This is a genomic window from Bradyrhizobium sp. USDA 3311, assembly GCF_054062495.1.
The window spans coordinates 3,558,402-3,572,049 of the sequence record NZ_JBSSFI010000001.1 but is presented as its reverse complement, the minus strand read 5'-3'; the positions used below and the strand labels follow the sequence as shown (position 1 = coordinate 3,572,049).

At 63.4% G+C, this 13,648-nt stretch carries 12 protein-coding genes; 6 read left to right on the top strand and 6 right to left on the bottom strand.

What is annotated here, in order from left to right; translation table 11 throughout:
• Positions 1–23: 23 nt before the first annotated feature.
• Genes ACVWW6_RS16945 through motA form a run of 3 tightly spaced genes read right to left on the bottom strand, consistent with a single transcriptional unit; the run spans position 24 to position 2,153 of the window.
• Entirely contained in the window at positions 24–338 is a 315-nt protein-coding gene (locus ACVWW6_RS16945) for a hypothetical protein (RefSeq protein WP_011089618.1), read from the bottom strand.
• A complete protein-coding gene (locus tag ACVWW6_RS16940) occupies positions 319–1,260 on the bottom strand; it encodes a flagellar motor switch protein FliM (protein ID WP_011089619.1) in 942 nt (313 codons plus the stop codon). The genes ACVWW6_RS16945 and ACVWW6_RS16940 overlap by 20 nt, the downstream gene beginning before the upstream one ends.
• Entirely contained in the window at positions 1,257–2,153 is an 897-nt protein-coding gene (motA, locus tag ACVWW6_RS16935; RefSeq protein ID WP_028175216.1) for a flagellar motor stator protein MotA, read from the bottom strand. Before motA ends, ACVWW6_RS16940 begins: the two co-directional genes overlap by 4 nt.
• A gap of 142 nt (positions 2,154–2,295) precedes the next feature.
• Between motA and ACVWW6_RS16930 the strand changes: the two genes are divergently transcribed.
• The 4 genes from ACVWW6_RS16930 to ACVWW6_RS16915 all read left to right on the top strand — a co-directional run bounded on the left by ACVWW6_RS16930 (position 2,296) and on the right by ACVWW6_RS16915 (position 6,668).
• The gene (locus ACVWW6_RS16930) at positions 2,296–3,084 is read left to right on the top strand and encodes a DUF1217 domain-containing protein (RefSeq protein ID WP_028175215.1); all 789 of its coding nucleotides are present in this window, start codon (positions 2,296–2,298) and stop codon (positions 3,082–3,084) included.
• 3 nt (positions 3,085–3,087) lie between these two features.
• Positions 3,088–3,816: a flagellar basal-body rod protein FlgF gene (gene flgF, locus ACVWW6_RS16925; protein ID WP_011089622.1), complete on the top strand. Its 729-nt coding sequence runs from the start codon at positions 3,088–3,090 to the stop codon at positions 3,814–3,816.
• 36 nt (positions 3,817–3,852) lie between these two features.
• On the top strand, positions 3,853–5,178 hold the full coding sequence (gene fliI / locus ACVWW6_RS16920) for a flagellar protein export ATPase FliI (RefSeq protein ID WP_456681091.1): 1,326 nt from the start codon (positions 3,853–3,855) through the stop codon (positions 5,176–5,178).
• An 842-nt stretch (positions 5,179–6,020) separates the two neighbouring features.
• A complete protein-coding gene (locus ACVWW6_RS16915; protein WP_456681090.1) occupies positions 6,021–6,668 on the top strand; it encodes a MarR family winged helix-turn-helix transcriptional regulator in 648 nt (215 codons plus the stop codon).
• A gap of 1,106 nt (positions 6,669–7,774) precedes the next feature.
• Here ACVWW6_RS16915 and ACVWW6_RS16910 read toward each other — a convergent pair.
• Positions 7,775–9,358 (bottom strand): porin, encoded by a 1,584-nt coding sequence (locus tag ACVWW6_RS16910; RefSeq protein ID WP_304567326.1) that lies wholly within the window; start codon positions 9,356–9,358, stop codon positions 7,775–7,777.
• Between the two features lie 509 nt (positions 9,359–9,867).
• Between ACVWW6_RS16910 and ACVWW6_RS16905 the strand changes: the two genes are divergently transcribed.
• Positions 9,868–10,347 (top strand): MarR family winged helix-turn-helix transcriptional regulator, encoded by a 480-nt coding sequence (locus ACVWW6_RS16905; protein WP_011089627.1) that lies wholly within the window; start codon positions 9,868–9,870, stop codon positions 10,345–10,347.
• A 135-nt stretch (positions 10,348–10,482) separates the two neighbouring features.
• On the opposite strand, the gene ACVWW6_RS16900 is transcribed toward ACVWW6_RS16905, so the two are convergent.
• Complete coding sequence (locus ACVWW6_RS16900) at positions 10,483–11,568, bottom strand: alpha/beta hydrolase family protein (RefSeq protein ID WP_161533550.1); 1,086 nt, start codon at positions 11,566–11,568, stop codon at positions 10,483–10,485.
• A 410-nt stretch (positions 11,569–11,978) separates the two neighbouring features.
• On the bottom strand, positions 11,979–12,227 hold the full coding sequence (locus tag ACVWW6_RS16895) for a hypothetical protein (protein WP_456681089.1): 249 nt from the start codon (positions 12,225–12,227) through the stop codon (positions 11,979–11,981).
• Between the two features lie 317 nt (positions 12,228–12,544).
• Between ACVWW6_RS16895 and ACVWW6_RS16890 the strand changes: the two genes are divergently transcribed.
• Positions 12,545–13,609 (top strand): ketopantoate reductase family protein, encoded by a 1,065-nt coding sequence (locus tag ACVWW6_RS16890; protein WP_456681088.1) that lies wholly within the window; start codon positions 12,545–12,547, stop codon positions 13,607–13,609.
• Positions 13,610–13,648 lie beyond the last annotated feature (39 nt).

Here is a 13,648-nt window from a genome sequence, read left to right as displayed (position 1 = left end):
TATCTGGTTCGCCGGCCCCGGCTTCAGTGCTTGTTCACGTCGGCGCCGCTCCCGGTCGCTGCGGACGCGAGCCCGCTCCTGGCGTCGAGCGCCGCGATCGCCTCGTGGGCCTGGTCGATCTTCGTGCTCAGCACGTTGGCGAGCCGTCCGAGATTTGCGGTCGAGTCATGCGCCGCGGTGATGACCGTGTCGAAGGCGCCCGCCGTCTCGTGGACGATGGTCGAGAATTCGCCCTGGTAACTGCGCAGCCGCGCCAGCTCGCGGTGCATCCGCGTCACCCGCATGCTGGTGAAGGCAAGCGCAATCAGCAGCACCGCATCAACGAGATAGGATATCATCGACGAACTCCCGTTTCTGATCCACGGGATCTGCCACCTGCATGGCGTAATAGCCATCGAGCTGGCCGATCTGACACCAGAACAGCACCTGGTTGTTGCTTTCGAGACGGGCCAGCGTGCGCGGCGTGGCTTCGAGCTCGAGCACCTGCCCGACCTGGAACTTCACGACGTCGCCGAGGGTCACCATCTTCTCATCGAGCACCGCGCTCAACGTCACTTCGGTGCGGTGGACCTCGCTCTCCATCTGCTCGCGCCAGCGCGGATCGGACGCACGGCCGTCGCTGACGACGACATGGGCGAGCTTCTGGCGCAGCGGGTTGAGCGCGGAGTGCGGAATGATGAGGAACATCTGGCCGCCGCGGTAGAGCGCCTGCAACATGATGTTCGCGCAGATCGACATGTTGCCGCTCCGCCCGATCGCCAGCGAGGCCATCGCGGTCTCGACCCGCTCGACACGGAAGGTGACGTTGGACGTGCCGGCGAAGGCGGATTGCAGCGCCTTGGCGAAGCGCTCGAACAGCGCCTGGACCAGGCGGATCTCGATGTTCGAGAACGAGCGCTCGACGTCGAGCGGCGGTTCGGCACCATCGGAGCCGAACATCGCCTCGACCATCGTGAACACGAAGTCGCGGTCGAGCATGATGATGATGCGGGAGTCCCACTGCTCGGCATAGAGCACGGCGGCGACCGCGTTGGCCTCGTAGTCCTTGATGATGTCGCCGACCCGATCATTGGTGATGCCGTTGACCGAGAAATAGCAGGGCGTTCCCGCCATCGGCTGGAGGCTGTCGGTGCAGGATGCCGCCATGCGATCGAAGATCACATTGAGCATCGGCATGCGTTCGATCGATATGCCGGCCGCGTCCAGCAGGTAGTTCGGCAACTGCTTCCGCTGATCGACCTCGACGTCTTCCATCGTCATGCGCGTGCCGCCTTCGGTTCAGCGTCAGCCACGACAGCCTTCGGACCCGCGATCGTCTCGTTCTCGACGACATCGATCGACGGACGCTCGCTGCTCGAGATCATCTTGCGGCCGTGCTCGACCGCGATCTGCGGCATGGCGCCGTTCATGAATGCCAGCAGCGTCTGCTTGACGATGATGTAGGGCCGGCACTTCTTCTCGCGCGTCATCTTGATCTTGATCGCGAAGGGCGAAATGATGCCGTAGGACAGGAAGATGCCGGCGAAGGTGCCGACCAGGGCGGCGCCGATGAAGCCACCCAGCAACTTCGGCGACTGGTCGAGCGCGCCCATCGCCTTGATGACGCCGAGCACCGCGGCGACGATGCCGAGCGCCGGCAACGCCTCGGAGACCGTCACCAGCGAATGGTAGGGCGCCAGCTTGCCCTTCACGATTGTGTGGATCTCCTCGTCCATCAGCGCTTCGATCTCGTGCGTGCGCGCATTGCCCATGATGATGAGACGGACATAGTCGCAGATGAACTGGAGCAGCGACGGGTCACCGAGCACGCTCGGGAACGCCTTGAAGATCTCGGAGGACGCGGGGTCGTCGATATGCGCCTCGACCTCGTTGCGGCCCTTGCCCCGCAGCTCGCGCATCAGGGCATGCAGCGCCCCGAGCAGGTCGAGATAGTAGCGCTGGCCCGGCACCGCGCCGGTGATGGCCTGCATGCAGGCTACCCCGGTATCCACGACCGTCTTCCACGGATTGGCGACGATGAAGGTGCCGACCGCGGTGCCCATGATGATCACGAACTCCCACGGCTGCATCAGCACGGCCAGATGCCCGCCCATGGCGGCAAATCCGCCAAGCAGCGCCGCCACCGTGATGAAAATCCCCACGAAACTGAGCAACGCGCCACTCCATCGCCGATCCCACCGGGAATATCTAGTCGGCGACGCTTGCGCGAAGCTGGCTTCCCGCTCGCCAGCCCCGCGCAAGCAATTCACGGCAGCTTGGGACGATGTCGCAATGGCGACCAGAGGGGCGCGGGTCATGCTATCCACGATCGCGGACTACACCAGATTGACCAAGGACCTGGGCAAGTCGATGACGCAGGTCGCGACCCAGCCGGATGTCAGCCGCGAGACCGATTACTTCCTCAGCCATATCGGCAACGTGAAGACGATCGACGACTTCCTGAAGGACTACCGCCTCTACACCTATGCCATGAAGGCCTATGGCCTCAGCGACATGACCTACGCCAAGGCGTTCATGCGCAAGGTGCTGACCGAGGGGGTCTCGAACAAGGACGCCTTCGCCAACAAGCTCACCGACGCCCGTTACCGGGAATTCGCCACCGCCTTCAATTTCGCCGCCCTCGGCGACAAGGCGACCCAGACCACCGCAGCCACGACCGGCACGGCCACCCAGTACGTCACGCAGACGATGGAGCAGAAGGCCGGCGACCAGAACGAGGGCCTGCGGCTGGCGCTCTATTTCACCCGCAAGGCGTCCACGATCACGAATGCCTACCAGATCCTCGCCGACAAGGCGCTGACCCAGGTCGTCCAGACCGCCATGGGCTGGTCGTCGACGATCAGCTCGTCCGACATCGATGCCCAGGCCAAGATGATCACGGACAAGATCGACCTCACCGATTTCCAGGACCCGACCAAGGTCACCAAGTTCGTGCAGCGCTTCGCGGCGATGTGGGACGCGACCCAGGCCCAGAGCGACAACTCGACCAACCCCGCGCTGGTCCTGATCGGCGGCGCGGCGACGTCGGCCAGCCTGGATACCGACATGCTCACGAAGCTTCAATCCATCCGGTTCGGGAAGTAAGTCATGCAATCGGCTCTCTATGTGGGATTGTCGGCGCAGGTCGCCCTCGAAAAGCGCCTCCAGACGATCGCCAACAACGTCGCCAACGTCAACACGGCGGCGTTCCGCACCGACGTGGTGAAGTTCGAGACCGTGCTGTCCAAGGCCGGCGCGAACCCGGTCGCGTTCTCCTCGCCCGGCGACAACATCATTTCGCGCGAGACCGGCAACATCACCGAGAGCGGCAATCCGCTCGACGTCGCCGTGGTCGGTCAGGGCTGGCTCGCCTTCGCCGGCCCGAACGGCACGGTCTATACGCGTGACGGCCGGCTCCAGATCGCCGCCAACGGCGACCTTCAGACGGTGGCCGGCTTCCCCGTCATCGATGCCGGCGGCGCGCAGATCACGCTCGACCCGAACGGCGGGCCGGTCTCGATCGCACGCAGCGGCGCGATCACCCAGGACAACAACGAGATCGGCACCATCGGCCTGTTCAACATTCCCACTGATGCCAATCTCGAGCGCTACGGCAATTCGGGCGTGACGCCCGACCGGCCTGCGACCGCCATCGCCGATTTCTCCCGCGACGGCTTCAAGCAAGGCTATGTCGAGGGCTCCGGCGCCAATCCGATGATGGAATTGACGAAGCTGATGGCGGCCTCGCGCGCCTTCGACGGCACCAATTCGATGATCGAGGGCACCGAGAGCTCGCTCCAGAACGCAATCCGGACGCTGGGCGAGCCCGGCAAGTAGAGTGCGCCCCGTGCGCAATGAGGGTGGACGGTCTCTTTGAACGCTCTTCGGCAACTCGAGTGGGCGCTGCTGGAGCTTCAGCAGAGCACTCCCCTGGCAAGCGTCAGCGGCGCGATCTCCGAGATCGCGCCGACGCATTTCCGTGTCTCCGGCCTGTCGCGCTTCGTCAGGCTCGGTGAACTCATCGGCGTCCACTCCGGCGGCAAGCCCCAGATCGGCGAGGTGGTGCGGATCGACAGCGAGGGCATCATCGCCAAGCCGTTCGACCGGCAATTTGCCGGCGGCCTCGGTTCCGTCGCCTACCGCATGCCGCCATTGTCTTTCGCGCCCGATCCGAGCTGGAAGGGCCGCGTCATCAACGCGCTCGGCGCCCCGCTGGACGGACAAGGTCCGCTGACGCCAGGATCGCGCGCCGTCTCGGCGGAGGCCGAGGCGCCCTCGGCCATGAAGCGCGCGCGCGTCCACAAGCCGCTGCGCACCGGCGTGCGCGTCATCGACCTGTTCGCCCCGATCTGCGCCGGCCAGCGCGTCGGCATCTTTGCCGGCTCCGGCGTCGGCAAATCGACGTTGCTCGCGATGCTTGCCCGCAGCCAGGGCTTCGACACCGTCGTGCTGGCGCTCGTCGGCGAGCGCGGCCGCGAAGTGCGCGAATTCATCGAGGACGTGCTGGGCGCCAATCGCAATCGTGCGGTCACCATCGTATCGACGGGCGACGAGAGCCCGATGATGCGGCGGCTGGCGCCGAAGACGGCCATGGCGGTAGCCGAATATTTCCGCGATCGGGGCGAATCGGTTCTGCTTGTGGTCGATTCGATCACCCGTTTCGCCCATGCCGCCCGCGAGGTCGCGCTCGCCGCCGGCGAGCCCGCGGTCGCGCGCGGCTACGCGCCGACGGTCTTCACGGACCTGCCGCGCCTTCTGGAGCGCGCCGGCCCCGGCGAGGAGGGATCCGGAACGATCACCGGAATTTTCTCCGTGCTGGTCGACGGCGACGATCACAACGAGCCGATCGCCGACACCATTCGCAGCACGCTCGACGGGCACATCGTGCTCTCCAGGCACATCGCCGACCAGGCGCGCTATCCGGCCGTGGACGTTCTGGCCTCGGTCTCCCGCCTCGCCCATAACGTCTGGGACCCCGAAGAGCGCGAATTGGTGAGCAAGCTGCGCACCATGATCGCCAAATACGAGGACACGCGCGATCTTCGCCTGATGGGCGGATACCAGTCGGGACGTGATTCGGGCCTCGACCAGGCGATCGACCTGGTTCCGAGAATCTACAGCGCAATGCGGCAAGACGCATCGGCTCAGCCGAGCGCAGATCCGTTCCGCGAGCTGAGGGACATGCTCAAGGGCGAGTAGCAGGTGAGACGGCGCACGACGCGCCCGCGATCTCGCCCTGCTCATTGTTTCTACAGTCGGTCGCGCATCCAGTCACGCGGCCGGCGCATGCCTCCCGTCACCGCCACCGCGACCCGTCGTGAGCGCATCAACCGTTCGGATGACTCATCGGGCGGCCGCGACGGAAGCGGAGACGGCTCCGCGAGCGGAACAACCGCCGCGTGTAATCCCTACAAGTTCTCTCGGCGATTCTCCGGACGCATTGCACAAGTTGTGGATGACTCATCAACGCGCATCAGCTTTTGTCATGCACAAGCTTCCATCAACTTGCATCAACGGCGGACAACGACGTGCCCTGCAATTAAACCGTCGTATACTTGCGGGCATGCTGCCCGTAGGACAACGTATTGCGTTCACTACCATGTGTCCCTAAGAGCGAGATTGTCTTGAACGTTACATTCGCCTGCAACGACATCCAGTCTCCGAGAGCGTCTCTACTTGATTTTGTTGAGAAGCTCATTCATCGTTTCGGTGGAATATCAAGAAACGTCTGCTTGTGACTTGAACTCAGGGGCTTCGGTTGAACAATTCCCGTCCATCGTCCGTTCGTGACGGCAACTTGGGCTCCCGTGCGACGACGACGCGATTGGCATGTCATCGGCGACGCGGCCTCTCGCTCCGGACGACGCGACGCACGCTGGTTCGGCTCGGGCGCGTTGCGGTCCGTGCCTTCGAGCAGGAATCGGGCACGACGTACTCATCGGGCATCTCCGGAGGTCTGACCTCTTTCGAATTAATCGCGAACCAGGGCGCAAGGCGGCTTCGGGACGCCGCAGACGAAGTTCCGGGGACGAGGTAAATCCATGCCATTGGCACGAGAGGCCGTCGAGCTGCTGGTCCAGGCGGCGAGGGCTTGGTATTTCGAAGGCAACCAGCATGGATTGCGCGATCGGGAATGGATGGCGCTGCGCTTTCTCGGCCGCGCCAACAGGTTTTCGCGCACACCGTCCGCGCTCGCCGGCTTCATCGGCTCCACCAGGGCGACTGCATCGCAGATCGTGAAGACGCTCGAGAGCAGGTCCTTCCTGGTGCGAAAGCCCTCGCACGAGGACAAGCGTTCCGTGGTGCTCCACGTCACCGCGCAGGGCGAGAAGTGCCTGAGCCAGCACGACCCGATCAACCACGTGGTGAATGCGGTCACGGCGCTCGGAACCGAGGAGTGCATCAGGCTGCGCGACTCGCTGCGGGAGATCCTCAATCACCTCGACGCAGCTCACCAGCGGCTCGATGCCAGCATCTGCCGGGACTGCATGTTTCTCGCCGAACGCAGCCTTGGCATCGGCCCGGCCGCCGCGAAGGGACGCGCAACCGCCGAATTCATGTGCCGGCTGTATCGCGCCCCCGTCTCGCTCGAGGAAACCGAACTGCTCTGCACCAGCTTCGAGCGCACCCGCGACCGCCCGAAGATCGAGGCGCATCTCGACCGTGCGCGCGTGGCGAGCCAGGGATGAGGCGAAGGCCCGCAGCCTGAGCGCAACTTCCGCACCGATGGCGCGGCCAAAGCTTGTGTAAGATTTCGCGGCGCTCGCAATGACGGCAGTATCAGCTCCGTCATCCCCGCACAACGGCGAGAGATAAGCGCCCGTAGTTTCCACATCGTCATTGCGAGCGCAGCGAAGCAATCCAGAATCCCTCCGCGGAAAGACTCTGGATTGCTTCCGCCTTCGCTAAGGCTTCGGCGGACAAGTCGCTGCGCTCGCAAGGACGGAGCAAGACGAATCGTCGTCATCTTCTGGCTCGCTTCTCGACTCGCAGACACGCCTTCACGTCCCCGCGGCGCATTTCGCCCGAGCTTTGCTTCATCGCTCCACCCTCTTTCAGCCAAGAGGGCGCAGGGAAGGCCGGGTGCCGGCTGGCACCCGCGGTCCGCTGTGCGCGTGTAGCGCATGAAAAGATGCACAGCGGCATACAGGTGCAGCCAAAACACTCGGCCTTCCCTGCGCAGTGGTCTGACGGCTTATGCCGTGATCTCCCGGGAGCCGAGTTCCTTCTGGCCTCCCTCACCCCGCGAATTGACGATGCCGTCCGCCCGGTCGGGCTCGCGTGCACCTCCGCAAAAGGCTTGACCGTAGCAACGACGGCCAGGACCACACGGTTTTGCCGTACGCGCATTCGCCGACCGCCACAGGGTTCTCCCGCGCCGTCGACGTCGCGGGAAAAATGTTGGCGAGACGAACTTTCAGCGCCGCTCATCCGCACGCGGTTTCGGGCTCACAGGGACTACCCGCCCTGCCCGCACCATGTCGTGCCGACGCTGCCGCGTCCACCGCAACCCGGCTCGCGAAACGTGACGACACAAGATCGCCCCTCAAGGTCAAGCTGGGATGGGCGACAAATACGACAAATCCGAATTTCGGTAAAGTGGAATATTTTTGCCGATGCGGATTGACAGCTTCGCGGGTGTTTTGCCCGTCGGGCAAACGAGGCTGTCTCCACACCGTCATTGCGAGCGCAGCGACTTGTCCGCCGAAGCTCTAGCGAAGGCGGATGCAATCCAGGCGCAAAAAAACACCCGGCGGTTTCCCGCCGGGTGTTCGTTCGTGTGGTTCGATAGATCTTACCAGTTGCGCTGAGCGCGGAGGATCATGGCGATCGAGTCCTGATCCTTCAGCTCGTAGGTCGCGGCCGGCTTGGCGGTCACGACGTTCGGGGTGACGCCAACCGTACCGGAGTACTTCTGGTCGAGATGGGTCCAGGAGAGGTCGGCCGAGAACGTCAGGTTCTTGACCGGGGTCCAGCGGGTGACGAGACCCAGCTGGCCGATCGCGAAGTCGGGGTTACAGCTGGTCACACCCGCCAGGCCACCGAACACGCCGCCAGCACCGCCGGCGCCGCAGAGGGTGGTCTTGGCCAGCGTACCGAACTGGGCCTGAGCGTAGGCGCCGTAGATCGCGGTGTTCCAGGCCGCATCCCAGTTGTGGGTGTAAGCGCCACGGAAGCCCCAGGTCTTGACGGTTTCCTGCGAGCTGCCGGTCACGAACACCGTGTCGGGAGCGTTGGCGAAGCCGATGCTGCCGTAGGCGCCAGCAACGCCCGAATTACCGTACAGCGCGTAGGAGCTGCCCGACAGATTCTGGAAGTTGTAGCGGGTCGCACCGTCGGTGTAGACGGCCTGGATGTTGATCGTGTCACCCGCGCCGGTCGGGATGTTCTTGATCGAGAGAGCGAGCTGAACCGCCCAGCCCCACTTGTCGTCGGGGTGGCCGGTGGTCTCGTTCGCACCGTAGTAGCCGACGTGGTTGTCATGCGCAGCCACAGACGCCTGGAAGAGGCCCCAGGCCTGGTCGACACGCACCTGACCGACGAGGTTCGGCGAACGCGAGCCGCCGATGGCGTTGGTGCCGTACGAACCGCCGATGATGCCGGCCGCGGTCGCGCCGGTCATGTTGAGGTTGCCGGCCTGATAGTACTGGGTCGCATCTTCAGCCGAGAACGACGCCGTCACGCCCTGGCCGAAGTCGGCCGTGTACGTGAACTGGGTCACACCGGTAACGGTGCCGGAGCCACCGACGAGGTTGTCGGTGATGTTGCCGGGATAGTTGGTCCAGGGCGCGTCGAACTGCGACACGGCCTTACCCATCGTGAAGCCGGCGAACTGGATGAAGGCGTAGTACACGCCGAGCGCACCGGCCGAGGTGTTGCCGTCGGTGCCGTTCACCGAGCCGGAGCCGTTCGAACCGACGAGGCCGGTGCCCGCAGCATTGAGACCGAGCGTACCGCTGTACTGGGTGCCGCCCGTTGCCGAACCGGTGGGGGTATAGTTGCCGGTCGTCCAGGTGAACACGCCGTCGAAGAAGGTACGGACGACGCCGTACTCGGTCGCGGTGCGGGTGTCGATGTTCAGGTCTTCACGAGCGCGGAAGGTGTAGTAGTTCATCAGGCGGTTGCGAGCACCGGCAACGCCGCCCTGGTTCGGATTGAAGTCCGAGTTGGTATTGAGGTTCGCGTCGGCACGCAAATAGCCGCCCAGCTTGATGCAGGTGTCGGTGCCCGGGATGTAGTAGAATCCGGCGCCGTACAGCGAGCAGACCTTCACGTATTCGACCGCTTTGGCCTTCACGGGAAGATCGGCTGCGAACGCACCGGAGACAGCCATCAGGCCGGCAGCCGAGCCGAGAAAGAGCGTCTTCGTCAACTTCATTAGTAAACCTCCAGGTCGGTTCGGGGGCTCGGCTCCTCGCTGGAGGCCGCGTTACCCACATCAATTTCCGTTCAATTCAGATCCGCACTGAAGGTCCGGACTGAAACGACAGCGAGGTGCCCCCCCTCCGTCGTGCTTCACGTATAGTTTATAAAAACAATCGTCTCAATTCATTGATTTAGTGAATCGCAAGTTGGAAAGGGGATGTTGCCTGCGAGCAACAGGAGGCGAAAGACGCGACACAAGTAGCTGAAATAAAAGAAAAAGCCCTCAGGGGGCATCCCGAGGGCTTTCTTGGAGGTCTCACATCGCTGGTCGTTGACAGCGGTCAAGAGCAGCAAATTCTGAGTGAGTACGACGTAACTTAATCAATTGTTTTGTGCAAGCATTAAGTGCCGACACGATTTCCCCAATGAAGAGTTCCGCGCACGATATGCGAGACGGTTTCCCAATATCCCGCTAAAAGGCTGATCAAAGACAAAAAGAAAAATGACCAAGGGGGAAGCCATATGATCGAGAAGAAGCTCGACCGGGCGATTACAGACTTCATCTGGAACGTCGTTGAAATCCACTCTCAGCTCGAGGACATCCACAGCAGCTGGGCCGGACTGCTGGGCATCACCGAGCCGCAATGGCTGATCCTGATGGCCATCACCGAGCTGGACGAGGGACGAGGCGTCGCCGGAATCGACGTCGCGAACAAGCTGCGCGTCCACCCCGCCTTCGTGACCAACCAGACCAAGAGCCTCGAGAAGCACGGGTTCCTGTCGCGACGGCCAGCGGCCGACGACGCCCGCTTCGTTCTGATGTCGCTGACGGAAAAGGCGACGACGGAAATCGAAAAACTGTCCAAGCGGAAGCTCGCCCTGAATTCGACCATGTTCAACGAGCTCGACGAGAAGACCCTCGCCGATTTGAATGCCGCGCTCGCGACCATTGCCAAGAATGCCCGGCTCGCTGCACGGCTACTGGCTATCGACGTGTCGTGATACGCGGTTCTTCACGACGCAGCCAAGGCGCGACGGCATGGGAAAGAATCCTCGGCGCGCTTCGGGTCGTTGTCTCCGGATGACTGCGCCGCGTTCGTCGCGAGAAGACCGCGGCTCAGTCATGCGGATCACGGGCTAAAGATAGGTGACGGGATCGAGGCGACGGGCAGCTCCAAGCTTGGCGTCGAGCCATTCAAAAATGAAGTCGTCCACCGTGATGAAATTCTCGACCTCGCCCAGAGGATACGGGATGCGGTTCGGCACGACGACCGAGCAGTCGGCTCCGGCCTGGCGATAGCCGGCTTGCAGCTCGAGCGCCTCCTGTTCGCGCACCATCGAGCGGCTCCCGACCACCATGAGAAGCGGACAGGCCATTCGACGCGGCGACGACAACGGACGCATCGAGGCTCCGCCCTCGACGACCTGCTCGACGCCTGTCATCCAGTGAACCGATGCCCGGTGCGCGACCGACCGCAAAAGACCGCCGTCGCACACGGCGGCGGCTACCCTGCGATCCGAGAGGACAAGGCGGGAGGCATGACTGGCGCCCGCTCCTTCGCCGTAGATCGCTATCCGCTGCGCGTCGACATCCGGGCGGGCCTCCAGATAGTCCAGCCAGCATTGGAGGATATGCTCCTGTTTGAGCGGACGACGAACAGGCGAACTGCCGGGATCGATGAGCAGAAGTGACATGTTCCGGCGAAGCGAGGCGGGCAAGAGCCTGCTCATCATCGAGGCCAGGGTGACGTCCTCGTCGGCGATGCAGATGACCGCGGGCGCGGAAGGCCCGTGACAGAGCGCCGGCAGGAAGAAGCCGGTCAACGCTCCCTGCTCGAAGCCGTCGATCTCGACGTGCTCGATCGCGTGAGCCGCATCGTCCGCGAAGCTTCTCAGGCTGAGACCGACCCTATCGGCGAAGTCGGTACTCGCGAGATCGTCCGGAGAAGACAGGCTTCGCGCGACTTCGAACGCCATCAGCGCGCATATCCACGCTTCGCACGCGACGATCCGGCCGGCACCGTCCGCGCGCGCGGATTCGGCGGAGCTCCGGTAGTCTTCCGCAACCCTCAACCAGTCTGAAAACCAAAGATGCCTGTGCGCCTCGCGCGCAAGCTCCGCGACAGACAGACTTTCGAAAAATTCGGACGCGCGCTTTCGCAAGCGTACGAGGCTTCCACCGGCGCCGTCACAGCGGCCATGAGGCCAATGATCACCTTCCATTTTTTCTCCGAACGGCGCCGTCAGCGATTGGTCGGGCTTGCCGGCTGCGCATTCAGCGCAGAGCCGTGCACGCCTGCTCGATGCGATCCCAGGCGTACCTGGTCGCGTCCATCGCGCTTGCGTCTGCTGATGCCGTCCGCCTCGCCGATCTGTCTCGCTGCCGTCTCGACTCCACGCAGGGACAGCACATCGTGCCCCGCGCAGGATCGGAGCGTTGTTGCAGCGAGACCCCATCCGATGTTCGTTTCGTCTTCGCTTCGCGCGGGCGAGGGCACTTGGCCAAACCGTGTGTAGCACCCATCAGCCGGTCTCAACACAAGTTGCACGCCGGCTCCAACTCAATCGTCACGTCTCAGCTCCGTTGCTGATGTACAGTCATGGCCCCGCGCCACTTTGCCATTTTTGCGGTCCTAGGTTTGTAGTTTTTTGTTGCGATCGACGGCTAAATATTGGCTGCCATTTGATGACAGAAGAGGCAGGGTCTGTGTCGGCTTCCACCGTGAATTCCTGATGACCCATCCGGCGCGCAGCTCATCACGATAGCGATAAAAGATGCGGCGGATTGCCGCTTCATCGATGCCGAATGTCTTACGCCGCGGGACTTCCCGACTGTCGTTCTCGCAGGAAAACTTGCGAGACGAATCCTCGACGTCGCGCATCCGCACACGGCGCGCGAAACGAGACGACGCATGTCGCCCTCCAGGTGAACCGGGATGGTCGAGACATCCGACATTCCGAACTTCAGATAAGCCACTTATTTAAGCAACTCAAGTATCTGCTGACGCCCTCGTGTCCGGGTGCGGATCGTCACGCTTTCGGCGTCGAGCAACACGGCCGGGCCGCCCGCCGAACCTTCCGCGCCTTGTATGCATTATCCCAGTTGCCATTATCGGGCACTTCGCTTTACATGCCGGCAACCTGCCCTCGGATTGCAGCCGGGGCACAAAAATCACATGACATTTCCAAGGGACGAAACATGGCGCGCAACATATTGATTCTCGGGGCTTCCTACGGCTCCCTGCTGGGCACGAAGCTGCTGATGGCGGGACACAACGTCACCCTCGTCTGCCGCGCCAAGACCGCGGAGCTGATCAACCGTGACGGTACCGAGGTCCGCATCAAGTTGCGCGACGAGGCGGTGCACCGGGCGATCTTCTCGCGCGACCTGCCCGGCAAGCTCGATGCGGTGACGCCGGCCGATGTCGACGTCTCCCGTTACGACATGGTCGGCCTTGCGATGCAGGAGCCGCAATACACCAACCACACGGTGCGCGTGCTCATGGTCAAGATCGCCGCGGCGAAGCTGCCGTGCCTGTCGATCATGAACATGCCGCCGCTGCCCTATCTGAAGCGGATTCCGGCGCTCGCAGGCATGGATCTCGAGGAGGCCTATACCAACGCGCAGGTGTGGGAGCGGTTCGAGCCGGGCCTGGTGACGCTGTGCTCGCCCGACCCGCAGGCCTTCCGTCCGCAGGAGGAAGCCGCGAACGTGCTTCACGTCGGCCTGCCCACCAACTTCAAGGCATCGGTCTTCGCCGACGAGAAGCACAACAAGGTGCTGCGCGAGCTCGAAGCCGACATCGACGCGGTGACGCTCGACGGCCACGACGTGCCGGTGAAGCTGAAAGTGTTCGATTCCCTGTTCGTGCCGCTGGCGAAGTGGTCGATGCTGCTGACCGGCAACTACCGCTGCATCACGCCGCACGAGCCGCAGTCGATCCGCGACGCCGTGCACGGCGATCTCAAGCGCTCGCAGACGATCTACGATCATGTCGACGCGATCGCCCGCCGCCTCGGCGCCGATCCGCAAGACCAGGTGCCGTTCGCGAAATACGCCAAGGCGGCCGAAAGCCTGCTCAAGCCGTCGTCGGCCGCGCGCGCGGTGGCCAGCGGCGCGCCCTTCATCGAGCGCGTCGACCTGCTGGTGAAGCTGATCTCGCATCAGCTCGGCGTGCCCAACCCCGAGATCGACCGCACGGTCGAGACCGTGGACCAGAAGCTGAACGAGAAGATCGTGCAGGGCGGATCGGGCGCGCAGTAGCCGCGCGCCACGTCTGTCGCTATCGCGCGACGCAGGCGC